Annotated in this window: 21 protein-coding genes; 9 read left to right on the forward strand and 12 right to left on the reverse strand. The window is 58.6% G+C overall.

The window, feature by feature from the left end:
• Positions 1–112: 112 nt before the first annotated feature.
• The gene (locus J7447_RS29915) at positions 113–1,189 is read right to left on the reverse strand and encodes an extracellular solute-binding protein (protein WP_023000096.1); all 1,077 of its coding nucleotides are present in this window, start codon (positions 1,187–1,189) and stop codon (positions 113–115) included.
• A gap of 115 nt (positions 1,190–1,304) precedes the next feature.
• Positions 1,305–2,792, reverse strand: a complete 1,488-nt coding sequence (locus J7447_RS29920; RefSeq protein WP_209171711.1) for a PLP-dependent aminotransferase family protein — start codon at positions 2,790–2,792, stop codon at positions 1,305–1,307.
• Positions 2,793–2,922: 130 nt separating this feature from the next.
• On the opposite strand from J7447_RS29920, the gene J7447_RS29925 reads away from it, so the two are divergent.
• Positions 2,923–4,029, forward strand: coding sequence for a mandelate racemase/muconate lactonizing enzyme family protein (locus J7447_RS29925; RefSeq protein ID WP_168688118.1), 1,107 nt, complete (start codon positions 2,923–2,925; stop codon positions 4,027–4,029).
• 2 nt (positions 4,030–4,031) lie between these two features.
• A complete protein-coding gene (locus J7447_RS29930; protein WP_209171712.1) occupies positions 4,032–5,525 on the forward strand; it encodes an aldehyde dehydrogenase family protein in 1,494 nt (497 codons plus the stop codon).
• 234 nt (positions 5,526–5,759) lie between these two features.
• On the opposite strand, the gene J7447_RS29935 is transcribed toward J7447_RS29930, so the two are convergent.
• Together J7447_RS29935 and J7447_RS29940 are read right to left on the reverse strand one after the other, a co-directional pair.
• Entirely contained in the window at positions 5,760–6,269 is a 510-nt protein-coding gene (locus tag J7447_RS29935) for a hypothetical protein (RefSeq protein ID WP_286189704.1), read from the reverse strand.
• A gap of 2 nt (positions 6,270–6,271) precedes the next feature.
• Positions 6,272–6,991 (reverse strand): response regulator transcription factor, encoded by a 720-nt coding sequence (locus tag J7447_RS29940; protein ID WP_023000101.1) that lies wholly within the window; start codon positions 6,989–6,991, stop codon positions 6,272–6,274.
• A 730-nt stretch (positions 6,992–7,721) separates the two neighbouring features.
• Here J7447_RS29940 and J7447_RS29945 point away from each other — a divergent pair.
• The 7 genes from J7447_RS29945 (at position 7,722) to J7447_RS29975 (ending at position 17,716) form a co-directional block, all read left to right on the forward strand.
• The gene (locus tag J7447_RS29945; RefSeq protein WP_209171713.1) at positions 7,722–8,447 is read left to right on the forward strand and encodes a hypothetical protein; all 726 of its coding nucleotides are present in this window, start codon (positions 7,722–7,724) and stop codon (positions 8,445–8,447) included.
• A 137-nt stretch (positions 8,448–8,584) separates the two neighbouring features.
• Positions 8,585–9,337 (forward strand): hypothetical protein, encoded by a 753-nt coding sequence (locus J7447_RS29950; RefSeq protein WP_023000103.1) that lies wholly within the window; start codon positions 8,585–8,587, stop codon positions 9,335–9,337.
• Positions 9,338–9,549: 212 nt separating this feature from the next.
• Positions 9,550–11,514, forward strand: a complete 1,965-nt coding sequence (locus J7447_RS29955; protein ID WP_209171714.1) for a hypothetical protein — start codon at positions 9,550–9,552, stop codon at positions 11,512–11,514.
• A gap of 12 nt (positions 11,515–11,526) precedes the next feature.
• Complete coding sequence (locus J7447_RS29960) at positions 11,527–13,494, forward strand: type I secretion system permease/ATPase (protein ID WP_209171715.1); 1,968 nt, start codon at positions 11,527–11,529, stop codon at positions 13,492–13,494.
• A gap of 42 nt (positions 13,495–13,536) precedes the next feature.
• Positions 13,537–14,877, forward strand: coding sequence for an HlyD family type I secretion periplasmic adaptor subunit (locus tag J7447_RS29965; RefSeq protein ID WP_031269001.1), 1,341 nt, complete (start codon positions 13,537–13,539; stop codon positions 14,875–14,877).
• A gap of 325 nt (positions 14,878–15,202) precedes the next feature.
• The gene (locus J7447_RS29970; RefSeq protein ID WP_208984792.1) at positions 15,203–16,714 is read left to right on the forward strand and encodes a caspase family protein; all 1,512 of its coding nucleotides are present in this window, start codon (positions 15,203–15,205) and stop codon (positions 16,712–16,714) included.
• 318 nt (positions 16,715–17,032) lie between these two features.
• On the forward strand, positions 17,033–17,716 hold the full coding sequence (locus tag J7447_RS29975; protein WP_209171716.1) for a hypothetical protein: 684 nt from the start codon (positions 17,033–17,035) through the stop codon (positions 17,714–17,716).
• A 27-nt stretch (positions 17,717–17,743) separates the two neighbouring features.
• On the opposite strand, the gene J7447_RS29980 is transcribed toward J7447_RS29975, so the two are convergent.
• The 8 genes from J7447_RS29980 to J7447_RS30015 form a co-directional block, all read right to left on the reverse strand.
• A complete protein-coding gene (locus tag J7447_RS29980; RefSeq protein WP_075283598.1) occupies positions 17,744–18,037 on the reverse strand; it encodes a hypothetical protein in 294 nt (97 codons plus the stop codon).
• A 134-nt stretch (positions 18,038–18,171) separates the two neighbouring features.
• Complete coding sequence (fsa, locus tag J7447_RS29985) at positions 18,172–18,825, reverse strand: fructose-6-phosphate aldolase (protein WP_075283599.1); 654 nt, start codon at positions 18,823–18,825, stop codon at positions 18,172–18,174.
• A 32-nt stretch (positions 18,826–18,857) separates the two neighbouring features.
• Positions 18,858–20,474 (reverse strand): FGGY-family carbohydrate kinase, encoded by a 1,617-nt coding sequence (locus J7447_RS29990; RefSeq protein ID WP_209171717.1) that lies wholly within the window; start codon positions 20,472–20,474, stop codon positions 18,858–18,860.
• A 3-nt stretch (positions 20,475–20,477) separates the two neighbouring features.
• On the reverse strand, positions 20,478–21,206 hold the full coding sequence (locus J7447_RS29995) for an SDR family oxidoreductase (protein ID WP_209171718.1): 729 nt from the start codon (positions 21,204–21,206) through the stop codon (positions 20,478–20,480).
• A gap of 27 nt (positions 21,207–21,233) precedes the next feature.
• On the reverse strand, positions 21,234–22,481 hold the full coding sequence (locus tag J7447_RS30000; RefSeq protein ID WP_075283601.1) for an ABC transporter permease: 1,248 nt from the start codon (positions 22,479–22,481) through the stop codon (positions 21,234–21,236).
• Between the two features lie 14 nt (positions 22,482–22,495).
• Complete coding sequence (locus J7447_RS30005; RefSeq protein ID WP_055661540.1) at positions 22,496–23,302, reverse strand: ATP-binding cassette domain-containing protein; 807 nt, start codon at positions 23,300–23,302, stop codon at positions 22,496–22,498.
• 95 nt (positions 23,303–23,397) lie between these two features.
• Positions 23,398–24,450, reverse strand: coding sequence for a sugar ABC transporter substrate-binding protein (locus tag J7447_RS30010; protein WP_062491318.1), 1,053 nt, complete (start codon positions 24,448–24,450; stop codon positions 23,398–23,400).
• A gap of 399 nt (positions 24,451–24,849) precedes the next feature.
• Entirely contained in the window at positions 24,850–25,947 is a 1,098-nt protein-coding gene (locus J7447_RS30015; RefSeq protein WP_023000116.1) for a LacI family DNA-binding transcriptional regulator, read from the reverse strand.
• Positions 25,948–26,128: the final 181 nt, after the last annotated feature.

The following is a 26,128-nucleotide window of genomic DNA, read 5'->3' on the forward strand; positions in this document are numbered from 1 at the left end:
AAGGGATCGGGGTTTGGAGCGCCGGGTGTTCCCGGTTGCTTCTCTCCGGTGTTTTGATTTTTTCAAAAAAAGGAAAGGGCTGCCGGAATGGTTCCGGCAGCCCTGAACCTGATCAGCCGCCTGTGGCTGCCTTGATCTTCTCGAGGGTCTTGCCTTCCATGTCTTCCACGCCGGGAGGAATGTTGGCAAAGAACTTGAGATTGTCGATGTCGGCTGCGGTGAAGGCCGCATTGACGGCTGCCTTCTTGTCTTCCGGCAGCAGGTCGGTACCACCCTTGACCGCGGCAATCGCGCCGGTGCTGCCGGACATGATGGTCACGTTTTCCGGCCGCAGCACGAAGTTGATCCACTTGTAGGCGGCATCATCCGCCTTGCCCTTGCGCGGCAGGGCGAAGGTGTCGATCCAGGCTAGCGCGCCTTCCTTCGGCGGAACGAAGACGATGTTCTGGTTCTGGTCGTAGAGCTTGTAAGCGGTGGAATCCCAGGTTTCGGATGCCACGATTTCGCCTGACAGCATCATGGCGGACAGGTCGTCGCCGCCTTTCCAGTAGGCCTTGATGTTGTCCTTGCACTCGATCAGCTTGTCGGCGACCTTGTCCAGGATGCCCTGGTATTTCTCAAGGTCCGCGTAGGCCGCGAACGGGTCTTCACCCATCGAGAAGGCCGTGCCGAGCAGGATCGTGCGCTTCAGGCGCATCGAGGTCTTGCCCTTGTAGGCCGGGTCGCACAGGTCGGCCCAGCTCGAAAGGTCCGGAGCCTTTGTCTTGTCGGCCATCAGGCCGGATGTGCCCCACTGGTGGGGAACCGCGTAGACTTCACCCTCGATCGTGGTGTTTGCCTTCACGCCGTCAAGCAGCTTGGCTTCCATCGCGCCGGTGTCGATCTTTGAAAGATCCAGCGGCTTGTAGATGTCATATTCTAGCTGGGCCGCGTAGATGCGGTCGTGGCTTGGCTGGGCAAGGTCGAAGCCGGCACCACCAGTGGCGCGCAGCTTGGCAATCATTTCCTCGTTGTTGGAGAAGGTGACTTCAACATCAATGTCCGGATATTCTTCTTCAAATTTTTGGACCAGTTCGTCGGGAGCGTAAGACCCCCAGGTCAACAGGCGCAGGGTCTCTGCCTGGGCAGAGCCGGCACCGGCAAGCATGGTTGCGGCCAACAGGCCGGTTAGTGTTGTTTTCAAATGCATGACGTCCTCCTGAATGCACTCAGCGTACTAACCGGAAAAAAGCCTAGGTTGGAATTGGCCTGCCAAATATATCCATTGCAGATAATTTAGCAGTCCAATTGATCGAGGGTGCACCTTAGCTGGTGCAGCAAACAGGCAGGATTTTCTTGAGAACCTTCATGCCTTTGCGGATGTCATCCTGCGCAGAGCTGCCGAAGCCGAGGACAATGCCGCGCTGCGGTATCCGGCCAAGAGCGTAGCGAGACAGGGGGGCGGTGGTGATGCCGTGTTTGGCCGCTTCAGCGACGATCCTGTCTTCGTCGTATCGGTTCGACAAAAGGCCGACAGCGTGAAAGCCGCTGCTGGTTGGCTGCAGGTCGATGTCTCCTGCAAGACTGGCGCTTTCTGCTATCAAGGTATCGTGACGGTGCTTGTAGAGTTGGCGCATGGTGCGGATGTGGGTTGCGAACATGCCTTCATCCATGAATTCTGCAACGATCGCCTGGGTGACGGTCGGAACACCGGCAAGCCAGGTCAGGCAGACCCGTTCGAAGCTTTCCACCAGGCCTTCCGGCACCAGAACGAAGCCGAGCCTGAGGGCTGGAAACAGGGACTTGGAGAAGGTGCCGACATAGATTACCCGGCCGTGGGTATCGATGCTCTTGAGCGTTGGTGGTGGCTGGTCGCCGAAATAGAACTCGCCGTCGTAGTCGTCCTCCACGATCATGGCGTCGGCTTCATTGGCGGCTTTCAGAAGCGCCAGGCGGCGGGAAAGGCTCATGACGTGGCCAAGCGGCTGCTGGTGCGATGGCGTTACGAAGGCGAGCCGAAAGTAGGGCGCCTTGGCAAGGCCGTCCTCGATGCAAAGGCCTTCCTCGTCAACGGCGACGGGAATTGGCCTTGCGCCAATGGCAACAAAAGCGTTGCGCGCACCAATTGCGCCAGGATTTTCAAACCAGATCGGCTCGCCCGGATTGACCAGCATGCCGCCGACCAGGGAAAATGCGCGCTGGGCGCCGTTGGTGATGAATATCTGTTCGGGGTCGCACTTGATTCCGCGGGAGGCATTGAGCTGACGGGCAATCGCCCGGCGCAGCGGCATGTAGCCGAAGGGCTCGCCATAGCCGGCAATGTGGTCGCGGTCCTTGCGCCAGTGCCGCGCGGAGAGTTTTGCCCATTGCGCCATCGGAAAGGCGTCGAGCGCCGGCAGTGCGGTGACGAAGGCCTGCGATTTGTGTGGCAGGCGCGAGCGCAAGGTGAAGTCCGGGATGGCATGCCGGGTTGCGTGGGAAAGGCGCGGCACGACGGGGGTGATGTCGCTGGCCTCCTGTGACGGCTTCGGTGCAAGGCGGGCGTTCAGCGCTTCACTGACGAATGTGCCAGCGCCTACCCTTGCTTCCAGAAGACCCTCGGAAATCAGGCGGTCGGTCGCATCGATTACCGTCGTGCGGGAGACGCCGATCTCCTGCGCCAGGGTGCGTGTGGCCGGCATCCGGTCACCCGGGGTCAATGCCCCCGTCAGCAACAGGTCGCGCAGCGCCATGTAGAGCTGGATCGAAATTTTCTTTTCGGCCGTCTTGTCGATCTTGATCGACGAGAGCACAGCGCCGGCATGCCGTTTCATCGCGTTCTCCCAAATTGGTATGAGAGTTTGCGCAAAACGGACCTTCTATCAAGTCCAATTCTGGATAAGGGTCGGTTCACGAGCCAACCCCTATCCATCGGGACCGTCCGTCCGAGGACCGGATAAGACAATGAAAATACAATCAATAGAAACATTTACCAATGAGTTTGTCTGCTTCGTTCGTGCAACCGCCGAAAACGGTGCGACCGGATGGGGGCAGGTAGCGCCTTACTACGCGGATATCACCGCGGAGGTCGTCCACCGTCAGGTTGCACCTTATGCGCTGGGCGAAGACGCTTTCGACATTGAACACCTGATGGAGATCATCCCGGAACGGGAGCACAAGTTTCCCGGCTCCTATCTGCGCCGGGCGATGGGGGGACTGGACACTGCCCTGTTCGACCTTCGCGGCAAGCTGGAAGGTAAGCCGGTGTGCGAACTGCTCGGCGGAACGCCGGGCAAGGTGCGAGCCTACGGGTCGTCGATGAAGCGTGACATCACGGCGAAAGACGAAGCGGATCGCCTCAAGAAGCAGCAGGACCTTTACGGCTTCGATGCCTTCAAGTTCCGGATCGGTGCCGAATGCGGCCGCGATAAGGACGAATGGCCGGGCAGGACGGAAGAAATCGTGCCGACCATGCGCAAGGCCTTTGGAGACGACACCGCACTGCTGGTCGATGCCAACTCCTGCTATTCGCCAGCCAAGGCCATCGAGATCGGCCGGTTCCTGGAAGCCAACGGCATTTCCCATTACGAGGAACCTTGCCCCTACTGGCATTATGACCAGACCAGGCAAGTGACAGACGCTCTCGACATCGATGTGACTGGGGGGGAGCAGGATTGCTCGCTGGTGGACTGGCAGCGCATGATCGATGACCGGGTTGTCGATATCATTCAGCCGGACGTCTGTTATCTCGGCGGCATGGTTCGCACCATGAAGGTGGCACAAATGGCGCATGAGGCAGGCATTCCCTGCACACCGCATGCGGCCAACCTGTCGCTGGTGACGCTGTTCACCATGCATCTGCTGCGGGCGATCCCGAATGCGGGCAAATATCTCGAATTCTCCATCGAGGAAGCCGACTATTATCCCTGGCAATACGGCCTCTTCACCGCGTCGCCATACGAGATTGTCGACGGGCATGCCACGGTGACCGATGCGCCGGGGTGGGGTGTCGAGATCAGTCCGGAGTGGCTGGCGAAATCCACATACAAGATCAGTTCCCTGGAAGGCTAACGATGTCCGGAGCAAGCGAACTCATCGCGGAATATCAGGCCACGGGCACGCTGAAGGCGTTGCCCCTCGGCCATTTCATCGACGGCAGCTTCACGCAGCCGTCCCATAACCGCACCATGGAAAGTTTCGATCCGGGCCGGGGCGAAGCCTTCGCCCGCTTCACGGCGGGCACCGCCGAGGATGTCGATCAGGCGGTAAAGTCGTCAAAGGTTGCTTTTGAGACGGTCTGGCGAGACATGGCGCCGGTGGAGCGGTCCCGGATCCTTCTGCAAGCGTCCAGGCTTATCCTGGAAAATCTCGATCTTCTGGCCGTTGCCGAAACGCTGGACAGCGGCAAGGCACTGCAGGAAGCTCAAGGCGATGTGCGCGGTGCGGCTCGTACTTTCGAGTATTACGCGGGCGCTTGCGACAAGCTGCAGGGAGACAGCTTTCCCCTTGGGCCGAATTATGTCGGTTACGCCATTCACGAGCCGGTCGGGGTCACGGCCCACATCATTCCGTGGAACTTTCCGATCTCCACCGCTGCGCGCGGATTTGCGCCGGCGCTTGCAGCCGGCTGCACGGTTGTGGCCAAGCCTGCCGAACAGACGCCGTTCACTGCGCTGCTGCTCGCGAAGATCCTGCATGATGCCGGATTGCCGGCAGGCGTGTGCAATGTCGTGACCGGCACCGGCGCCGAAACCGGGGCTCCACTGACATCCCATCCGGATGTCGACCACATCACGTTCACCGGTTCGGTCCAGACGGGCAAATCGGTGATGAAGGCGGCAGCTGACGAGATCACCCGCGTGGTGCTGGAGCTTGGTGGCAAATCGCCCGTGGTGGTGCTTGGCGATTGTGACCGGGAACAGGCGCTATCCGGTGTTCTCGGTGCGATCTACGAGAATGCCGGCCAGATCTGTTCCGCCGGATCTCGTCTTGTGATCGAGAAGAACATTCACGCGGACTTCGTTGCGGAACTGGTGAAACGCACAAAATCGCTGACACTCGGGCACGGTCTTGGCAACCCGGATGTCGGGCCGGTCAATTCTGCGGAACATCTTGCGAAGGTTGCTGGTTTTGTCGACCGCGCAAGGGCGCGCGGCGCTGATATCGTGACGGGTGGCGCCATAGCCACTGACCCGAAAACCGGCAAGGGCTGGTTCTATGAGCCGACAATCGTCGACAGCGTTGCCGCGCGTGACGAGTTGGCGCAGGAGGAAATCTTCGGGCCGGTGCTGACGGTGCAGGTGGCTGATGATGCCGATCACGCTTTGGCACTTGCCAACGATTGCCAGTACGGCCTGGTCGCAGGCATCTACACGTCGAATTTCGCAAAAGCCCATCAGCTCGCGCGCAAGATCGATGCCGGCCAGATCTACATCAACGAGTATTTCGCCGGTGGGATCGAGGTGCCGTTCGGTGGCAACAAGAAATCCGGTTTCGGCCGCGAAAAAGGTCTCGAAGGTCTCAAGAGCTACTGCAAGACCAAAAGCATTGCCGCCAGGATCGGCTAGAACTTGTCGCGTTTCATCGGAATCGCTTTTCACCGCCTGAAATCGGGGATTTCGACGCAAAAAGTGATGCAAGATCTTTCCAGTTAGACGCGGCACGCTCCAGGGCAGAGTTCAGTCGGCCGGATCAGAGCGATCCGAACCTGCTCAAACATCCTGTTACCTCCCCTGAAAGGCCGGTTCGGTTTACCGATCCGGCCTCTTTTTTGTCGAGGCTGCGTGCAGCGCGGGAGGATCTCACACCGGAAACCTGCGCTGCTTGAAGAACTCCCAGAGCGACTTGTTCAGCGTCTGTGTCTTCTGGATCGTTTCCCTGACGAGCGTGATTTCCCGGGCATTGATCGGGCTGGACTTGCCGTATTCGATCTTGTGTTTCTGGTCACTGATGCGCATCAGGATGGTTGAGGCATTGCGCCCCTCGTTGTCGAACGAATAGATGCAGTGATTATATTTGTTTTTCAATTTCAACGTCTTGTGCATGTCCCGCGTTAGGCTCAGCACCTCTTCCCTCAAGTCCGGTTTCTGCGCGTCGAGCTTGGCCAGCCGTTCGACCAGATCAATTCGGGCACGCGATGTGTTGAGGGTAAGGAAGATCACCGTCGCGACTTCCTTGGTGACGCCGGCGAGGCCCGCGATCATGTGGATCAGCAGGCTCTCCGTGTTGGTCCACGTATAGTTCAGCCGACCCATGAGGGCGAGAAACGTCTGGAATTCGTCCGCCATTGTGGGCGCATCTGCCGCGCTCATCTTCAGGCCTCTAGGTTGGGTGGTCGTTGTTCCGTCTGAATGTAGATCGCGGCTGCTTCCGTTCTATTTGAAACGCCGAGCTTTGAAATGATGTGATGAATATGGAGCTTGATGGTGTGCTCCGACAGGGACAATTTTTCGGCGATGTTCTTGTTCTGATATCCCTCTGAGATGAGGCATAGAACTTCGGTTTCCCGTTTCGTCAGCTTGCCGAAGCGGTTCCTGGTACGGCTGCGGTGCCTGCGCTGATGCATGGCCGGGGCTGCGCCGTAAGGCCTTTCCATTCCCATGTACTTGATGGCATCAGCCGGCAGATAATGGCCGCCGTTGAGCATGAGACGGATAGCGCCTAGCCAGAGATCGATCCGAAGGTTCATCGGCAGCACGCTCTTGATCAGGCCTTCCTGGAAATAATCGCTGATGATCGAGGGGAACGACAGATCGTCATTGATCAGCATGCAGAGGTTTGCTTCGGGGAAGTTTTTCCGCAGGCAGGCAATAGCTTCCTTGCGCTCCGCGCTGAAGCCTTCGTCAATCAGGAAAAGGCGTTTTGAAAATTCCCCACGGCGCTCCGAGCGATAAAGATCGATTTTCTGAGTGATACGGATAAAACGTCCATCTTCTATTTCCCGGTCGATTACTCCTTCCAGTTCCTTCGGAAACTTTTCGGACGCTCCAATATAATAGATTGAACCTTTATTCTCGTAATTTACGCTAGTCATTACTGTCACCCCTACAAACTAAGATAAAATTTAATTTGGACTCTCTTTCACTTGCAATTGCCAGAAACAGGGCCTGGGAGAAGTGTTTTTGTAAATATTCATCCGGCTTATTCTGCCGTCGGCATTAGCCATGCGGTTTTTAAAATAATAAAATTTCTTATCTTGTTTGTTCAGACCAAGGATAGGTGCGGGAAATGGGTGGCTGTCGGAAAATGAACATGCCGTCCAAATCGCAGTATTAACAGGGATTTGTGCAGTGACCCCCTAGTCTGAATTTCTCCTCACCCATAACTTGTATATAACAAACTTACCTTAGGTTATATTAATAATTCGATTTAGTCGCGGATCAGATTTTGCTTCAAGATATTGCAATTAAATACTTTTTTTGACCTCGCGTGATTTACCTATGTCGCTAGATATCCGCGAAACTTAAATGGTAAATGTTTAGTTAAGATTTCCGGCTTATTGCAATCTCCCTGTTCTGTCATTGTTTTCATCGGCTGGGAGATTCTCGTATTTGTGTAAATCCTCGGTTTGTGGATCCCAATCCTCAAACTTGACTTCCAGCCGAAGAGTAAATGGAGCAGCTAAATCTATTTTGATTAGCTGAAGTGGTTGTTTTTGCCATTTTCCATTTGATCTGGGGCGGTAACGCTCCTCTTAACCACGACAGCCCTATGCAAATCGATAGAAGACGATCTGCCGAGCTGTCCGATCTGAGGACAGAACCATGAGCGAATACGTTTGGCATAAAAACGAGCTGAACATCGATAAGTCGTTCAATCCGACTTATTCCAGCGAGTACAACACCAACTATAATCACGAAATAAACATCGACAATTCGAAGAGCTACGAGTGGGAATACTCGGACGACGACAACACCCAGGATGTGAACAACCAGGTGTTCAAGTATGTCGACAGTGACTTCGATCCTGTCATCAATGTGGATTTCGAGAACGGTCCTTCGGACGTCGACAACATTGACCTGGACATCGGCGACCATGCGAGTGTCGATGACATTCTGATTGCGAAAGGCAACATCGACTTCGACCCGGGCGACGACATCAAGGTCGAAGACGTCCTCAATGATGCGCTGAACGGCCTTGGGAACGATACCGGCATTGCAATCAACAACAGCAACCAGCTGGAAGACAACGACTGGGCAAAAGACACCTTTGTCGCCAATGAAGGGTCCTTCACGCAGAAGCTGACTGCCAACGGCGGTTCGGCGGAAGCTGATGACGGTCTGGCTTTCGGTGGGTCGTCCATGACCGTGGATGCCCTTGATGATGCGACGGTGATTGGTGAAGTGATGGCTGCTGCCAATGCCGCCAACGCAACCGAAGCGTTCGTCAACGAGCTGGTGCAGGGTGCGAACATTCTCAACAACTCGGTCGATACGACGATTGTCGGCGGCGATCTCTACACCGACAGCGTTGGTGAAGACGAGCTCTAAGATGTTCGATCGGCGCTGCGGTTTTCTGTTTCGAACCTGTTTCCGAAACGCCAGCTGCGCCCGTTTCCAAGTCAGAATGCGGTGTGAACGCCGGTCTTGCGAAACCTGGCTCGCCGCGATGAACAAGGACTATTATCATGTCTGGTAAGCGTGGAACTCAATTCAATTACTCTGATTTCGATGCAGTCGATGACTCGAAGATCATCAACAAGGCCGAAGTCGTGATGAACTTCGAAGAAGGTTTTGTTTATGACGACGACGATGTCGTGGACATTGACCTGGAAGAATGCGCTGAAGTCGACGAGATGCTCGTGAGCGTCAACGGCGGCATCGACTACAGCCCGGGCGACGACATCACCGTTGAAGACATTTTGAACGAAGCCCTCAATGGTGGCGGCAATGATGCCGGTGTCGTGCTCAACAACAGCAACCAGCTGGAAGACAACGACTGGGCCAACGGTACGACGGCAACCAACAACGCCGGCTTCAACCAGACCCTGAGTGCCAAAGGTGGCGATGCCGAAACCGATGACGGTATTTCGGCAGGGGGCTCCAGCGGGTCGGCATATGTCGATGCTGACATGCAGGCATTCGGTGGCCATGTCGGCACCTGGTTCGGTCATGCCGGTTTCCATGGCATGTCGGTCGACCTGGAAGGCAATCTGGAAATCGATGACCTCGGTTCCGGCAGCGTCAGCGTCATTGCTGATGACGATGCGCTCGTCCAGGGCATGAATGCGGCTGAAGCATCTGCTTCCAACGATGCATCGGCATTCACCAACACGCTTGTGCAGGGCGAAAACATCCTGAACAACTCTGTCGACATGACCATTGTCGGCGGCAACATGGACAGCCTGATGACCGGTGAAGACCTCGGCTCCCTGAGCTGATCCGGTTTGTTCCTGAATTGATTTTCAATTCCGGAAAACAGCAGCAGGCGCGGAGCTCACTTGCTCCGCGCCTGCTGAACGCGGCCTCTCGTTATTAGATTCGCGTGAGTTTGACCGCGAAAACGACCCTTCATTCAGATTAGGGGGCTGACATGTTTTTTTATGATGACCTTACGCGTGAAGCGATTTCGCATTTTGTAGGAAGCTTTTCCATGTCACTCGAGGAGGCCCGCGCCCGCCTTGAATATCTTGAATTCCGCGCGGCACAGCTTGCTGCCGAACAGGCAGAGCAAGGTGAGACGATGGAGGCGCTGCCGACAGTCTGGCCGGACTATCAGCTGCTCGACCTCAATCCGAATATCCATTACGAATTCGATGGTTACAGCTACTACGACGACGTTCCCGCCGCCCTGAACTTTTATGAGTGGGATGGCATTGGCATGCGGGCACATCTGATGCCGCCGCCGGTTGAGGGGACTTTCAATCCCTACACCATCGCGCTGACAGGCGGTGTCCGCTTCATAACGTTCCAGCACGAAGTGCTGCCCAACAGCTTCGCTGTGGTGTCCCGGTCCGAAAACGTGCTGGAGGACAACGACTATCTGTCCAACACGGGTCTCCACTATCATTTCGATTACGAAGCACCATCACTCCTCTCCTTCCTCGATGCACTCGAGGCTGCCGGGATCACCGGCAGGTTCAGCTTTACGGAAGCAGACAATCCGGCAGGCAATCTGAGCGCGACCGTCGCCGCCTGGACGGAAACAGCCCAAACCATGCAAACCGGCGCTCCCGGTGTCGGGCAACAGGTTCTGGCAACCGGAGATGACACCGGGCAGCTCTATCAGAACGGTATCGTTGTCGAGGAAGCCGCCCGTCTTGACGAAGTCATCAAGCATTTGACGGGGCGTGCTCCGGACGATGACGCCGAAGCGAACTCCGATGACGTGGTGTTCGAGGGACCGCAAAGTGTCTCGGGCGAGTTCGCTTCGCTGGTGGACACCGCCGGAACTTCCGCTTCGCTGCAAATCAGTGCCGGCAACAACACACTGATCAATCAGGCCATTCTGGTGGACGTCTGGGGCAAGGCCGCGACCATAGCTGTGGCCGGCGATTATTACGATCTCGACATTATCAGCCAGACAAATGTTCTGGCAGCGCCGCATCTGGCGGGGCTTGGCCAGTGGGCGACGGATCCGAGTACCGGCAGCTACAACATCGCATCGATCATGAACACCGGTTCGGATCTGCCCATGGATGTTGCTCCGGTCGGCAATCATTCACTCTGGGATATCACCTTCCACGACGGTGACATGACCTTCGTGAACTGGCTGACCCAGAAGAACTACCTGGTCGACAACGATACCATCGTCTACCAGGAAGACGGCTCGGGCACGACGATCATGTCCGGTGGCAATATTCTGACAAATGCGCTCAACCTCACGGAACTGAGCACCTTCTTCGATCTGATCCTGATCGGAGGCGACTATTACTCGGCCAATGTGATCAGCCAGACCAACGTCATGGTCAATTTCGATCAGGTCATTGCCGAAGGTACACAAGACGCTTCCATGCCGATGCCTGACGGGCAGATCGACAATCTGCTCTGGAACGAGGCCTATATCGTTTCCAACTACAACAGTTCCGTCGTCGACCTGGATCCGGCAAGCGCGAACCGGCTCGCAACGGCAGGTGAAGAGGATCTCGGCGATGACTTCCTGTCCGGGCTCTTCAGCGGGGAAACCTCGCCTTTCAACCAGCTGAACGTTCTTTATATCTCCGGTGATGTCTACGACATCAATTACCTCGAACAGGTCAATATCCTGGGCGACAGCGACAGCATCGCCACGCTTGGGGTCGATGTCTCAAGCGAAGGCACCAGCATCAACGGCGATTCAAACCTTCTCTACAATGCCGCGGTGATCCAGGAAGCCAGCGTGGACAATGTTGTTCGCGTCGGTGGCGACACCTATTCGGAAGCTTTGCTTTACCAGGCGGAGATCCTGACCGCAGATGTCGAGCAACCTGATCACGGCGGGGCGGGTCTTGCGTCGGAGGCCGTTGTCTTCCTGGCCGACGGCATGCTGACCAATGGTGACAACGATCTTGAATCCGTCAACCTGAACCAGGTGCCGGACGAGGTCTGTGTCGATCCGATGGCGACAATGGTCGCTTAGGGGAGGCAGCTCATGACCATTTCATATGATGTTGCCGATGGGCAGCGGACGAACCGGGCGGGTGAGCCGCAGGTGCTGGGCCCCGATGCGAAAAAGGGTGATGCACGACTTGTCGGCGCAGAGGCAGCAGCCGCTGCGGGCGGACCAACCCTGAAGTCGGGAGACGCAAGAGCGAAACCGGCGGACGGCGGCAAGTCCGCCCGGACAGGCACAGGCACAGGCTCTGGCACTGGCAAATCCAAGGCTGAAAAGCCCGAGTTCCACCGACGGACGACACCGCCCGATCTTTCCAAGGCACTCGAAAACGGCGTCGCCGCCGTTCGACGCAATCTTCTCATCGTGCTGATGTTTTCCTGCGTCATCAATGTGCTTGTGCTGTCAATTCCGGTCTATCTGTTCCAGATCTCGGACCGGGTCCTGACCAGCCGCTCGCTGGACACGCTGGTCATGCTGACAGGCGTGATCGTCGGGGCGGTCCTGCTGCAGGCGGCCTTCGATGCCATCCGCCGCTTCATTCTTATGCGCACGGCGGTCGAACTCGCATCGCAACTGGGTTCACCCATCCTCGCAGCCGCCGCACGAGCTTCGCTCAACAGCAACGGCAAGGAGTACCAGATCCTGAACGACCTGCAGCAATTGCGGGGTTTTCTGGTGTCCGGCACCATGATGGCATTTCTGGATGGTCCCTTCGCGCCGCTTTTCCTGGTGGCGATCTACCTCATTCATCCGCACCTCGGGATGATCGTCGGTGGCACCTGTGTGATCCTGCTCGTGATCGCGGTGATCAACCAGAAGATCACGTCCCGGCATTTCAGCGATGCCAACCAGAACCAGAGCAAGGCGAACCTGCATCTGGATGCCATGTCCAGGAATTCGCAGATCATCAACGCCCTGGCCATGATCCCGGAAGCGGTTCACCTGTGGGGGCGCGATACGGCTGCTTCGCTGCGCGCGCAGGTCAGTGCGCAGGACAGAAACATTGTTTCGGCCTCCATCACCAAGGCGGTCCGGCTCCTGACGCAGGTGGCGATGCTCGGGTGGGGATCCTTCCTTGCCATCCAGGGTGAACTTACCGGGGGCATGGTGATTGCCGCCTCCATTATCGGCGGCCGGGCTCTGTCGCCCATCGAGGGCGCGATCGAAGGCTGGAACCAGTATCTGCTGTCGCGCAATTCCTATGGTCGGATCTCGACACTGCTGAAATCCTCGCCGCTCAACTCCGAACGTCTCGTTCTGCCCAAGCCGCAAGGCCGGCTTGATGTCGAACGCCTGCTTTACGTGCCCCAGGGGACCAAGCGGGTCGTGCTCAACAGCATCACCTTCTCGCTGAAAGCCGGGGACTCTCTTGCGATCATCGGCAACTCGGGAGCCGGAAAAACCACACTCGGCAAGATGCTGGTGGGATCCATCCTGCCGACATCGGGCGCGGTGCGTCTGGACCTGATGGACCTGCGTAACTGGAACCAGCGGCAGCTGGGTGAGAACATCGGTTATCTGCCACAGGACGTTCAGCTCTTCCCGGGCACGATCAAACAGAACATCGGCCGCATGCGCGAAGATGCTTCGGACGAGCAGATCTACGAAGCTGCCTGTCTGGCCGACGTGCACGCCATGATTTCCGAATTGGCCCACGGCTATGAAACGGTCGTCGCGGCCGACGGTGCACCGCTGTCAGGCGGTCAGAAGCAGCGTATCGCGCTTGCCAGGGCGTTCTTCGGCAATCCACGTTTCGTCGTTCTGGACGAACCCAACTCAAATCTGGACACCAATGGCGACGAAGCGCTTGCACGGGCAATGGCACATGCCAAGGCTGAAGGCATCACCGTCGTCGCGATCACGCAAAAGCCATCCCTGCTGAAATGTGTCGACCGGATCCTTGTTCTGGCCGACGGCTCCATCAGCATGTTCGGTTTCCGCAACGAGGTGCTGGAACTCCTTGCCGACCGGAAGAAACAAAGAGCGGTTCAGCAACAAGGATAAGCGTTGGCAGCCGCCAGGGACGGCTCAAGCCAGGGGGAAAAGATGAGCAACGCTCTGACACATCACGAACCGATGGACTGGTATTCGGCAGTGCCGAGATCGATTTTCTGGCACACGCTGATCGGCGTTTTCATGCTGGTCTTCTTTATTGGAGGCTTTGCCGCCTGGTCCTTTACCGCGCCATTGGCAGCCGCCGTAATTTCAAGCGGAACCTTTGTCGCAACCGGACAGAACAAGCAGATTCAGCACTATGAAGGCGGGATCGTGAAGGAGATCCTGGTGCAGGAGGGCGAGCGCGTTCAAAAAGGTGATCCAATTGTTCGTCTCGACGAAACCGTCGCATCCGCAAACGAGCGACAGCTGGGACTCAAACTGGCGCGGCTGGAAGCGATCAACGCCCGTCTGCGCGCCGAATATCTCTGGCTGAAGGAGGTGGAATTCCCGCAAACATTGCTGGACCTGAAGGACGATGAGGAAATTGCCACCATCATCGCCGGCCAGAAGCTGAGTTTCATCGGATCCCAGGCCAAGCTGACGAGCGATATCAGGATTCTGGAGAGCACGATCGAATCCCTTCAGCACCGCCGCGACGGCTACCGTGAACAGCATGATGCCATGATCAGGCAGCTTGCGATCCTGCAGGAAGAACACACGGGCAAGAAACTTCTCTTCGAAAAAGGCCTTCTTCTAAAGCCGACCCTGAATGCACTGGAAAGAGCGATCGCAGAAGCGGAAGGGCAGATCGGGAGGCTGGCATCGTCCATGCAGGAGGCCAATGCCCAGGTCCTGCAACACCAGGAACAGGTCAAGCAGACACGGGCTGCCTATAACGAGAAGGTGCTTGATGATCTGCAATCGATCGAGGCCGAGCTGGATGCGGCAAGAGAGCAGTCCCGCAAGGCGCGCAACGTTCTCGAGCGTGCCGTCATTCAGGCGCCGGTTTCGGGCACCATCGTACGCATGCACTACCACACAGCCGGTGGGGTTATCGAAAGCGGCAAGACGATTGTCGAGATTCTGCCGTCCGACGCACCGCTGATCATCGAGGCACTGATTTCGCGAACCGATATCGACAGCGTTCATATCGGCCAGCAAGCCACTGTTCGCCTGTCCGCCCTCAATCAACGCACCACGCCGGTGCTGGAAGGCGAAGTGCAATATGTGTCTGCAGATGCAATCACCGACAACAGCACGGGCATCATGCGTGAGGTTTACGTCACTCGCATCGATATCTCGCCGGGCGAACTGACAAGGGTGCTGAACTTCGTTCCGACCCCGGGCATGCCCGCGGAAATCATGATCCAGACGGCCGAGCGAACCTTCATGCAGTATCTGACCAAGCCGATCGTCGACAGCATGTCACGTGCCTTCCGGGAGGAGTAGGCAACTGGAGGCATTTTACGGTCCGCGGCCGCTTTTCAGCGCAAGATTGCGCGGGATTGCATGCGGTGGCTGATCAACCCGGATTGTCTGATGTGGTCTTCAGGCAATGTCCGCCTTGGCCGGTTCGTTAGTCGCGGACCGGCCGCTTTTTTGGGATTGTACCGGTTGAAGTGGGATAGCTGCAGTCAGGTGACGCGGCGAAAAGAGGGGTTGTTTTCGCAAGGTAATCCGCCAATTATGAAAGCGGTGTTTCCAGGACTTATACCAAGCCGGAAACAGGGTTTTCATGTGATTGCTCCAAATGCGAAACCGGGTCGAACTGCTGTTGAAGACTTTTAAAATCAACGGATTGGCTGTCTGGTCTGTTGTGATGTTTCTGGTGCTGACGGGCCTGTCAGCTCACGCGGCGACGGACCCGTTCGCGGAACGGCGCATGGCGCTTGTGGTCGGCATTGCGGGCTATGAGAACGCTCCCGATCTGAGCAACACCACCAATGACGGCAAGCTGATTTCGGACACCTTGAACGAGCTGAATTTCGAAGTGTCCGAGCATTTCAACATCGGGCTTGCGGAGTTCCGGGAACTTCTGGACCGTTTCGCCTTCGAGGCAGAAACGGCGGATGTGGCTCTCGTCTATTTTGCCGGACACGGGATCGAAGTCGGCGGACGCAATTTCCTGGTTCCCTCCGACGCCAAGGCCGGCAGCCGGCAGCAGGTTGCCGATACCTCGATTTCTCTCGATGACATTCTGGAAGCGGTCGACAAGGCGCGGCAGCTCAGGATCGTGATCCTGGATTCCTGCCGGAACGACCCGTTTGCCGATGTGGGCGGGCAGGAAACGCTCACCGTAAATCAGGGGGCTTACGGCCGCGGGCTGGCAGCACCTTCTCCCGAACGCGGCACGCTGGTGGCCTACGCCGCCGAAGCAGGAGCCGTTGCACTTGATGGGGCAGGTGAAAACAGTCCGTTTGCATCGGCACTGGCCCAGACCTTGAAGATCAGGGATCTGGAAATAGGCCTTGCCTTCCGGCAGGTGCGCGATTCCGTGCTGAAAGCCACTGCCAACGCGCAGGAGCCGCACACTTACGGCTCACTGTCCGGCAAACCCTACTTCCTTGCGGGCGGCAGCCAGGAGGTCAACGTGCTTGCGGCGGCAGACCGTCTTAACGCCTGGGGGCGCCTTGAAGTCAGCCAGGAAGAGCAGTTGCAAGTGGCGGCAAGGGAAGGTGACAGCAGGGCGTTGAAAGGCCTTGCCTACATGCGCCTCAACCCGAGCGAGGACCGCTACGATCCCTCCCGTGCGGCAGCATTTCTGGAAACCGCATCGGAAGCGGGTGATCCTGAAGCCATGTTCGAGCTTGCCCGCATGTATGAGCGCGGCATTGGTGTCGAACAGGATGTCGAAAAGGCATTGGAACTGTTTCGCAAGTCCGCAGACGAGGGCTTTGCGGATGCCATCAACGATCTCGGGTTCCTTTATTATCAGGGCGGCCTGGGGATCGCGCGTGATCCGAAAAAGGCAATCGAGCTGTTCGGAAAGGCTGCCGATCAGCGGCACCCGGAAGCAATGTTCAATTACGCAGCCCTGATCGATGACGGCGTGGTCGATGGCAAGGAACCGGACGATGCGGCAGAATATCTTTATCGCGCCTTGAGATCCGGCAACGAGGAAGTTCTGAGCCAGCTCTCGGAAAACCCGAAGATGTTCAAGGCCACGACACGGCGCTCCCTTCAACGGAAACTTTCAGAACGCTCTTTCTATACCGGGACCATCGACGGTCAGTTCGGCCCGCAGACCCAGAGAGGTCTGCGCAAAGCTTACGGGCTTTCCGAATAGGGGCCAAAGCGTTTTCCGGCTGAGATCGATTTCCGCCTTCCCAAGCCTTTGTTGCGTGTTGCATGACGCAAGGTAATTTTTGACTTGTTCTTTTATTCCAAGGGGTTAAAATTGAAAAAGAACAATCAAAAGAAACATTTCGGGAAATATCAATCCCTGATTTCAATGTAGACAGTGCAGACGTTTTTCTAAGTCATATTGCAGGTTTTTGCTGCTTTTCCGATAGCAGGTGTCGCGCCAATCGTGATTGCTGCCCGGTTCGATCAGTTGTCTCTGGTGATTTGTTCGATGTGTTTGAATAGTTGATTGGAGGAAGTCATGTTTGGAAACAGGTTTTGCGCAGGTGTGGCCGTTGCCGTGCTCGCCGGACAAGTCGTGACGGCTGCCAGTGTGCCTGCTTATGCGGTCGCCGTGCCGGGTGCCCAGTCGCTTGCGCCGGCAGATCCATTGGGTTCGGTTCTGGAGGAGCTTCTGCTTGCCCAGTACAGCTCTTCCATGAGCAGCGAGCCGTCTGGCCCTTCCTATGATGTCGATCGGCAGGAACGCGACCCGAAGCTCAGCGCATCCTATGATCTCGACGAAAGGGTCACCCGCGGTGTCATCTGGATCATCCAGAACGGCAGCAACGAGTGCCGTAATTCCATCCGGCCCGAATACCGCTTCGACTGTTTGAGGAATGTTCTGGGGCGCGCCGCCTCGACAATTGAAAACCGGCCAAACTATCGCGACGCGGCGCGGGAATTGCGGAGCCTTTCCCGCAAGCTCGATGGCATTGTCTCAAAATACCAGGACCGGAGCGCTCCGCGCGCGGCCGTGGGTCAGCGTACCTACCGGGCCGTTTCCACGGCCAATCTCGACCAGGCCCGCCGTGAAGCATCGGAAGCCATCGACGAGAGCGTCACCAAGCTGCTGCGTTCGGCCGGAAACTCGGAAAAGCGCAAGACGCATTATTCCCAGATCGCAACCGCTGTCGGGTCCACCAAGCGTTTGCTGCGGTCTTAAGTATCATCGATCTGGCTGGCGGTCGCCTCAGTCCGCCGGCTGCTGATCCGGGATCTCCTCCGGAGTGATGACCGGCGTTTCACCGACATCGGGGGCAGGTTCGACAAGCTCGCGGTCTCCGACCGGGGCTGGCGTCAAAACACCGTTGCAGTCAGAGAGGCTGGCAGTTTCTTCAGTATCGGTGGGTACCCTGTCTTGCGACTTTGCGCCGGGTTCAACCTTGCAGTCGCCGCTCTTGTCGTCTGCAAGAGCGGTGCCGCACACAAGGGTCAGTGCGGTGGCAAGGGCTGCAATCGTCCGGACATTTTCATGCGGGCGCATACTATCCTCCAATGGATGTCTCTCCATTGGAAACGCCCGAACCGTCATCGGGTTCAATTCGAGTGGATTTACCGGCTCCGCCCATGGGTGGAACCGGCAAGTTGTCTGGACGTACTTCTCAGTCGATCAGTCGATCAGGCGATGGTCTGGCCGGTCTTTGCCCAATCCGCAAGGAACTGCTCCAGTCCCTTGTCGGTCAACGGGTGCTTGACCAGCGCCTTGATCGTTGCCGGCGGCACGGTTGCCACATCGGCGCCGATCAACGCGGCTTCCTTGACGTGATTGACCGTTCGGATCGAGGCGGCAAGAATTTCGGTCTCAAAGCCGTAATTGTCGTAGATCTGCCGGATCTCGCGGATCAGCTCCATTCCGTCCATGACCATATCGTCCAGTCGGCCAATGAACGGGGAAATGAAGGTCGCTCCGGCCTTGGCGGCCAGCAGCGCCTGATTGGCGGAAAAGCACAAGGTGACGTTGGTCTTGAACCCTTCGGCAGTCAGTGCACGGCAGGCTCTTAGACCATCCAGCGTCAGCGGCAGCTTGATGCAGATGTTGGGGGCGATCCTTGCAAGGGTCTTGCCTTCCCGCACCATTGCCTCGAACTCGGTCGCCGTCACTTCGGCCGAAACAGGACCTTCGACAATGGAGCAGATCTCGCGGGTCACTTCGGTGATGTCCCGGCCGGACTTGAGGATCAGGGACGGGTTGGTGGTAACACCATCGATAAGGCCGAGTTCTGTGAGGTCGCGGATGTCGCTGACATCCGCCGTGTCGACAAAAAACTTCATGTCTCTCTTTCCGTTTGGAATGGCGGGCAGCGTTATCCGCGGATCTTGCGGGCGGCCTGCTGGAGCAGCTCGAAAGCCTCGTACCGCTTTTTGTGGTAGGATGTGGCCTCAGCGCCGCCGGGTGCATAGGTTTCGCCGGCTGCCGACATGGCGGCCATGGCGGCCGGAATGTCCTTTTGCAGGCCACCAGCGACAGCGCCAAGCATGGCCGAGCCGAGAAGGACCGGTTCCGCGGTTTTGGGAGCAGCGATCACGAGGCCCGTGGCATCCGCCAGAAGCTGGCGCACCAAAGGGCTCTGGCCTGCACCGCCACTGACGACGATGGTGTCCGTCCGGATCCCCTTTGTGGACTGCGCCTCGACAATCTGTCTGAGGCCGTATCCGAGACCGCAGATGCCCGCGACATAGAGCCTGACGAGAGCGGCGACGGATGTGTCCATATCGAGGCCCGCAATGACGGCCTTGGCTTCCGGATCCGCAAACGGTGCACGGTTGCCGAGAAATTCAGGGACCACATGCAGACCGTCTGCCAGCCTTGAAATGTCTGTCCCCTCCGGTGCAAGCCGCTCGGCTTCAGCAGCAAGCCACTGGTTGAGGCCGAGACCTGCTTCCCTTGCCTGCTTGAGGGCATCAGTGGAGGCCGGGTGGAAACGGACCAGATGGTCGATGGCGGCACCTGCCGCCGACTGGCCCGCCTCGTTCAGCCAGAGGCCTGGAACCATCGCGGAGAAATAAGGTCCCCAGACGCCTGGCACGAAGGCAGGTTCTGTTGTCGAGGTCATGGTGCAGGCGGAGGTGCCGAAGACATAGGCCATCCGGCTTGTCGCCGATCCCGCCTCTGTCTGGTCCTGCCACCCGACCGTGCCGACACCGCCCGCATGTGCATCGATCAGCCCGGCAGCAACGGGTGTCCCTTCACGCAGACCCAGGTCTGCCGCCGCTTCTGCCGTCAGTCCGTTGCCCAGAGCCGTTCCCGCATCGACAATGGTGGTGCCGATGCGGTCAAAATCATTCGCGCAGAGTTCGGCAAGACCGATGGACTGGAAATAATCGGCGTCCCAGCGGCGTTCATGACCAAGGTAGGTCCATTTGCAGGTAACCGTGCAGATGGACCGTGCAAGGCTGCCGGTTGCCCGCCATGTCAGGAAATCGGTCAGGTCGAAAAAATGCTCGGCTTTGCCGAAGATCTCTGGCCGGTTCTCTTTCAGCCAGAGCAGCTTCGGAGTTTCCATTTCCGGTGAAATCTGGCTGCCGACATACCGCAGCACGTCGTGGCCACCGGCGTTGATGCGTTCGGCCTGGTCAAGAGCGCGGTGATCCATCCAGACGATTATGTTGCGCTCCGGGTGGTCCGTATCACCCACCGGCAGCGGGCTGCCTTGCGGGCCGATGACCACCAGCGAACAGGTGGCGTCCATGCCGATCCCGGCCACATCGCCCGGATCGATCCCGGCCGTGCCAACCGCTTCGCGTACGGTGGCGGCTACGGCTTGCCAGATGTCGTTGGAAGACTGTTCGTAAAGGTTTGGCCCCCGGTTGAAGAGGGCGATGTCACGTTTTGCCGATGCAACCAGATTGCCGGACTGGTCGAACAGACCAGCCCTGGCACTGCCTGTGCCGACATCAATACCAATCAGAAATTTGCTCATGCCTCAAAGGTCCACACTTTGCGGCAGAATGACAAGGTCCCTGATGGTGACGCCGCGCGGGCGGCTGAGCATGAACAGCACGGCATCAGCGACTTCCCGGGGCTGCATCAGGCTGCCGTTGGCAAGGGCTTCGTCCATCTTTGCCTTGGGCCAGTCATCGAGAAGGGCTGTAACCACAGGTCCCGGCGCGACTGCTCCAACGCGCACCCCGTGTTCGGCGACCTGGCGCCGTACCGTGTGAACGAAGGCCTGCACGGCAAATTTCGAGGCGGTATAGATCGGCTCCCAGACGACCGGCACAAGGCCGGCGATGGAACTGGTGACGATGATGTCGCCGGTCTTGCGCTCCACCATATGTGGCAACACGGCGCGAATGGAGCGGAACGCGGCATTGATGTTGAGATTGAGCACCTTGTCCCACTGGTTCGGGTCGCCGTCGATGACGCTGCCGCCGACATAGGCTCCCGCGTTGGCGTGGAAGATGTCGAGGTGTCCGGTCTTTTCCACGATCCGGTCCAGCATGCCATCGACAGCGGGCCCGTCCATGAGGTCGACCACCAGTGGAATGGCGTCCGGCCCGAGCTCCTGGCAGATCGCATTCAGTCTGTCTTCGGCACGGTCGATCAGGACCACCCGGCAGCCGGCTGCAAGCAGGCTCCTGGCGCATTCCAGGCCGATCCCGGACGCGGCACCGGTAATGGCCGCGACCTTGCCTTTGAGTTCATCGGTCATGTTCGAAATCCTTGAATTGAAATCCGGTCAGGCGCGACCGTGAGACACGCGGCTCTGACGGGCGAGACTGTCGACGATGACGGCAATGGCGAGCACGCAGCCGGTGATCATGTAGCGGAGCGAGGACGACATGTTCAAAAGCGTCAGCCCGTTGGAGATCGACTGGATGACGATGATGCCAAGCAGCGCCGACCATGCCGACCCGCGTCCGCCGAACAGGCTGGTTCCACCAATAACGGCGGCTGCGATAGCGTTGAGGTTGACGTCACCGGTGCCCGCCTGCTGACTGGCGGAGGCAAGCCGTGCGGAAGACAGAACACCGCCGAGGGCCGCCAGCAGCGAGCACAGCGCAAAGGACGTGAGGTAGGTGAAGGTGACATTGATGCCGGCTCTGCGCGCAGCCTCCGCGTTGCCGCCGACGGCCTTCACGGACCGCCCCCACTGGGTGCGTGTGAAGACATAGTTCATGACAACGACGAGCAGGGCGAAGAGGCCGAACATCCAGGGCACGCCGCGACCGAGGTTCAGATAGAAGACGGCGGCTTCGAAGGCGATGGTGGTGAACAGCGCCTTGAACACAAGCCCGCCAACGGAGCCAACGGAGAGATTGGCTGCCTGGCGCTGGCGCCGGTTGCGAATTCCCATCACGAGTATGGCGACGCCAGGCAACAGTGCGACTGCGTGAGAGGCCCAGGCCGGCATCATCAGAAGCTGGCCGAAGTTCACCATCCAGGAGCCGTAGGGCAGGTTGATGGAGCCGGTGGAGCCGAGCATGTAGAGCTGCAGGCCGAGAAGCGCCAGCAGACCGGCGAGGGTCGAGACGAAGCTGGGCATGCCAAGCTGAGTGCGCAGCAATGCATAGACCGAGCCGATGACCGCGCCGGTGCTGAGCGCCGCCAGGATCGCCAGTGGCAGGGGAACACCCTGGTTGACCCAGAGCACGCCGATCAGGGCCGAGCCGACACCGCTCATGGAGCCGACCGAGAGGTCGATCTCGCCGAGCATCAGCACGCAGACGATGCCGAGCGCGATGACGCCGACTGTCGAGCAGTCGAACAAGAGGTTCACAAGGTTGTTCGGCGTAACGAACAGCGGATTGAGAATGGTGAAGACCGTCCAGATGACGATGAGGCCGACGATGACGGGCAGGGAGCCGAGGTCGCCTGCCTTCACACGATCGATGAAGGCGCTGATGACGTCGGTCAGGCTGCTGGCATGCTTGACGCGCGTATCGCTGCGGTCGAGCAGCCGGGGTTCGGGAGCGGAGCCGTTCATGGTGGTTTCCTTGTTTATGCCGTGGCGCCTGCGGCCGCCCGTTTGCTGGCGCGGCGGGTGACGGCATTGTCGGTTGCGCCGGTAATGGCTCCGACCAGTTCCTCGTTGGACGATTGCGGCGAGAACACACCGTTGTTGCGGCCAAGCCGCAGCACCACGATGCGGTCTGCGACCGCGCGCACGTCTTCCATGTTGTGGGAAATCATGATGACGCCGAGGCCCTTGTCGCGGACCCGCTCCACCAGGTTGAGCACTTCCGCCGTCTGGGCAACGCCAAGGGCGGCGGTGGGTTCGTCCAGCATGATGATCTTCGGGTTGAGCAGCAGGGATCGGGCAATGGCGACGGTCTGGCGCTGGCCGCCGGACAGCGATGCGATCGGTTCGCGCACGCTTGGAATGCGGGCCGCCAGCTCGTTGAGCAGCTCCCAGGAGCGGACTTCCATGGCCACTTCATCCAGATGCCAGGGACTGCGTTCCTGGCCCAGGAAGATGTTGGCAACGACGTCGAGGTTCTCGCACAGGGCGAGATCCTGAAACACGGTTGCGATGCCAAGGTGCAGGGCGTCGCTCGGCCCGTGCATCGTCACCGGCTTGCCTTCGAAGTGAATGGTGCCGGAAGTCGGCGCGTGAACGCCGGAGAGCACCTTGATGAGGGTCGATTTTCCGGCGCCGTTGTCACCGACAAGGGCAACGACTTCACCTGGATGGACGTCCAGCTCGATATCGGTCAATGCCGACACCGCGCCGAAGTTCTTCGAAATGCCCTTGAGGCTCAGGATCGGCTGCCGATCCGTGGCGGATTGGGGAGAAGTGGCGGTCATCTTGTCCGGCTCATGGTTTTCTGGGTCCTCTGGATGGCCGCCCGGCCTTCCGGGTGTCGACCCTTGGGGTCGGGCGGCCTGCTTGGGAGGAGGAGTTATTGGATGCCGAGTTCCTTGCAGCCTTCGGCATAGCGGCCCGTGCACAGTTCCTCAGCCGTCTGGATGCCCATATCGATGATCTCTTCCTTCAGGTTCTCGCGCGTGACCACGGCCGGAACGAACAGCTCGGAAGGTGTTTCGTAGAGCGTTGTCTTGGCTTCCGGCGTTTCCCCGTTCAGGAACTGCACGGCAACCTTGGCAGCCGCCGCGGCAACGATTTCAGAAGGCTTGGAGATCGTGTTGTACTGGTCGCCGGCGATGATCAGCTGCAGGGCCGCGATGGTGGCATCGTTGCCGGTTACAGGCGGAAGCGGGTCGACGCCGGCAGCCTTCAGGGCGGCAATGGCGCCGCCGCCGGTGCCGTCATTGGCCGCTACGATGCCGACGATCTGATCGCCGAAGCGGGTGATCTGGCCGCTGGCCCATTCCTGGGCTTTGGGCGGTGCCCAGTCCGGCGTGTCGAATTCGGCCAGGGTCTTGTACTTGCCGGTGGCGATACCTGCATGAATACCGTCCTTGATCAGGCCGGCAGCGGCATCGGTGGGCGAGCCGTTGATCTGCAGCAGGCCGCCTGCCTCCGGTGAGATGCCCTGTTCTTCCAGATGGCGCACCAGGGACTCGGCGATTGCCTTGCCGATGCCTTCATTGTCGAAGGAGACATAGTAGTCGGCGGTCTTGTCCGGGATAGGGCGATCGTAGGCGATCACTTTCACGCCCTGGCTCTGGGCAAGGGCGACGAGCGAGGCGGCCGCGCTGGAATCCACCGGATCAAGCACAATCACCTTGGCGCCTTGTGTCAGAACGGAGTTGAACTGCTGCTGCTGGCGCGCCACGTCTGCATCCGCGTTCTGGTAGATGACGGTGCAATCCGGGCAAAGCTTCTCCATTTCCGCCTTGAAGCCCGGGAAATCATGTTCCTCGTAGCGGGTTGATGCCTGGTCTGGCATCAGGAATGCAACGGTGCCGGATGCAGCCTGGACAGCGGTTCCCTGCAGCAGGGCGGCGGCAACGATGGCCGCGCCGGCAAGTTTCTTGTTCATCGGGTTCATTTCAGTTTCCTCCATCAATAAAACGGTCCGTCGGCCCCGTTCTCGGGTGCGCTCAAGACCGGTTGGTTTCCTGAAAGACCACTGCTAATCTTGGCCGAGCATGATCGAGTCCGCGCAGAAACCCTGACGCCTTAGCCGGTGCAACGGCACGGGGCGTCTCTACGGGTTTCGGCGGATGAGAGGATCTACCTGCCGCTTCGGTTAGTGGGTATTTCAGGACGATCTTGCCGACGCGCGGGGTTGCTCACCGCACTCCGCGCGTTTCTCGTCCGGATCAACGGGACTTATAGCGTTTGAGTGTCCGTTGATCCTGAAGTCCGATTTTCCTCCTCTTCCTCCCATGTGTCCGTGCGGTCTTTGCCGCCTGTCTGCCGTCGTGCCCAGTTTTGGCGGATGGCATCAGTGGATCTTCTTTTCCTGCCCTTCCGCCGAGGCGCTGTCCCTCGGTGCCGGGGTGTGTGTTTGCGAATGCATGTCTTCGCCTGCTTCGAGATCGCGCACCGAGGCACGGACGATCAGGCTCGCGTTCAGCACTGCCGGTGTAACGGGTGCCTTGCTGTCACCCTCGATCCGCTGCAGCAGCCGGCGCCAGGCGGTTTCCGCGATTTTGTCGACCGGCTGTCGGATGGCCGTCAGTCCGGTGTTGCGGGCGGACATCCAGGCATAGTCGTCAAACGCGACGACAGACGCGCGGCTGGGGATGTCGATCCGGTGTTCGGCGAGGGCCGACAACACGCTGAGTGTCGTGACGTTGGTAAGCGCGATGATTGCTTCCGGCAGGGGATTGCGTTCCATCCAGTCAAGGAGAGTTCTGGTGCCTGCGGTGATATCGGAACCCAGATTGAGAATGGTCGGCCGTTTGCCGGTTTGCGCCTCGATGATGGCGGCAGCCCCTTCCGTTCTTTCCAGGATCGGAGGGTGGTCCAGGTCGGAAACGCCGATTGCAATGTTCTGGTGACCACGCTCCAGCAGATGCCTTGCGGCAATCTCGCCTGCCTCGCGGTTGTCGATGGTCACCGTATCGGCAATTGCCCCTTCTGCAGCAACACGATCAACCAGAACCATCGGCAAGGTGGATCTTGCTTCCTTCAGTTCCGGCGGCATGGTGCTTGAGCAGGGCACGGCAATCAGCCCTTCCGGCCGCCATGCGAGCAACGCCTTCAGACGTGAGGATTCCACCGCGCGGTCGTTGTGTGAGCTGGCGACGATCACGTCGTAACCTTCCGCTGATGCGGCGGTTTCCAGTCTGGAGACGATGGTGGCAAAAAAGGTGTCGGTGAGGTCGGGGACGATTACCGCGATGATACGGGTACGGCCCGAGCGCAGCTGGGAAGCGGCCCGGTCGAGCTGGTAACCGAGTTCGCGCGCAGCCTTGTGCACGCTCTCCTTCAGCTCGTCGTTGACCGGTTTGCGCCCGGAAAAGACGTTCGATACCGTCGCGATCGACACGCCTGCAAGAGCGGCGACTTCCTTGATGGACGGTTTTTTCCGGGACATCTGCCAGCGCCTCCCAACACTGTTAAACGTTTTACAGTTAAACGTTTAACAGTGCGGTTTGAGGTTGGCAAGCGGAAAAATGGGAAAGGTAGGCTCAGCGCGTTTCGGAAAGGCGTTGCATCCCCCCCTCTCGCGCCTTGGGAGGCATGGGCGCGGAGGGGGCTTGGCAAAAGGGGAAAGC

The sequence above is a fragment of the Labrenzia sp. R5_0 genome (assembly GCF_017743835.1).
GTDB classification, from domain to species: Bacteria; Pseudomonadota; Alphaproteobacteria; order Rhizobiales; family Stappiaceae; genus Roseibium; species Roseibium algicola.

Bases quoted from the DNA above. Each gene is read 5' to 3' on its own strand.
- J7447_RS29945 (WP_209171713.1), top strand. From the start codon at position 7,722: ATGAGCGAATACGTTTGGCATAAAAACGAGCTGAACATCGATAAGTCG.
- J7447_RS29920 (WP_209171711.1), bottom strand. From the start codon at position 2,792: ATGAAACGGCATGCCGGCGCTGTGCTCTCGTCGATCAAGATCGACAAG.
- J7447_RS30005 (WP_055661540.1), bottom strand. From the start codon at position 23,302: ATGACCGCCACTTCTCCCCAATCCGCCACGGATCGGCAGCCGATCCTG.
- J7447_RS29975 (WP_209171716.1), top strand. From the start codon at position 17,033: ATGTTTGGAAACAGGTTTTGCGCAGGTGTGGCCGTTGCCGTGCTCGCC.
- fsa (WP_075283599.1), bottom strand. From the start codon at position 18,825: ATGAAGTTTTTTGTCGACACGGCGGATGTCAGCGACATCCGCGACCTC.
- J7447_RS29915 (WP_023000096.1), bottom strand. From the start codon at position 1,189: ATGCATTTGAAAACAACACTAACCGGCCTGTTGGCCGCAACCATGCTT.
- J7447_RS29935 (WP_286189704.1), bottom strand. From the start codon at position 6,269: ATGAGCGCGGCAGATGCGCCCACAATGGCGGACGAATTCCAGACGTTT.
- J7447_RS29980 (WP_075283598.1), bottom strand. From the start codon at position 18,037: ATGCGCCCGCATGAAAATGTCCGGACGATTGCAGCCCTTGCCACCGCA.
- J7447_RS29995 (WP_209171718.1), bottom strand. From the start codon at position 21,206: ATGACCGATGAACTCAAAGGCAAGGTCGCGGCCATTACCGGTGCCGCG.
- J7447_RS29930 (WP_209171712.1), top strand. From the start codon at position 4,032: ATGTCCGGAGCAAGCGAACTCATCGCGGAATATCAGGCCACGGGCACG.
- J7447_RS30010 (WP_062491318.1), bottom strand. From the start codon at position 24,450: ATGAACCCGATGAACAAGAAACTTGCCGGCGCGGCCATCGTTGCCGCC.
- J7447_RS30000 (WP_075283601.1), bottom strand. From the start codon at position 22,481: ATGAACGGCTCCGCTCCCGAACCCCGGCTGCTCGACCGCAGCGATACG.
- J7447_RS29950 (WP_023000103.1), top strand. From the start codon at position 8,585: ATGTCTGGTAAGCGTGGAACTCAATTCAATTACTCTGATTTCGATGCA.
- J7447_RS29955 (WP_209171714.1), top strand. From the start codon at position 9,550: ATGTCACTCGAGGAGGCCCGCGCCCGCCTTGAATATCTTGAATTCCGC.
- J7447_RS29925 (WP_168688118.1), top strand. From the start codon at position 2,923: ATGAAAATACAATCAATAGAAACATTTACCAATGAGTTTGTCTGCTTC.
- J7447_RS29960 (WP_209171715.1), top strand. From the start codon at position 11,527: ATGACCATTTCATATGATGTTGCCGATGGGCAGCGGACGAACCGGGCG.
- J7447_RS29990 (WP_209171717.1), bottom strand. From the start codon at position 20,474: ATGAGCAAATTTCTGATTGGTATTGATGTCGGCACAGGCAGTGCCAGG.
- J7447_RS29965 (WP_031269001.1), top strand. From the start codon at position 13,537: ATGAGCAACGCTCTGACACATCACGAACCGATGGACTGGTATTCGGCA.
- J7447_RS30015 (WP_023000116.1), bottom strand. From the start codon at position 25,947: ATGTCCCGGAAAAAACCGTCCATCAAGGAAGTCGCCGCTCTTGCAGGC.
- J7447_RS29940 (WP_023000101.1), bottom strand. From the start codon at position 6,991: ATGACTAGCGTAAATTACGAGAATAAAGGTTCAATCTATTATATTGGA.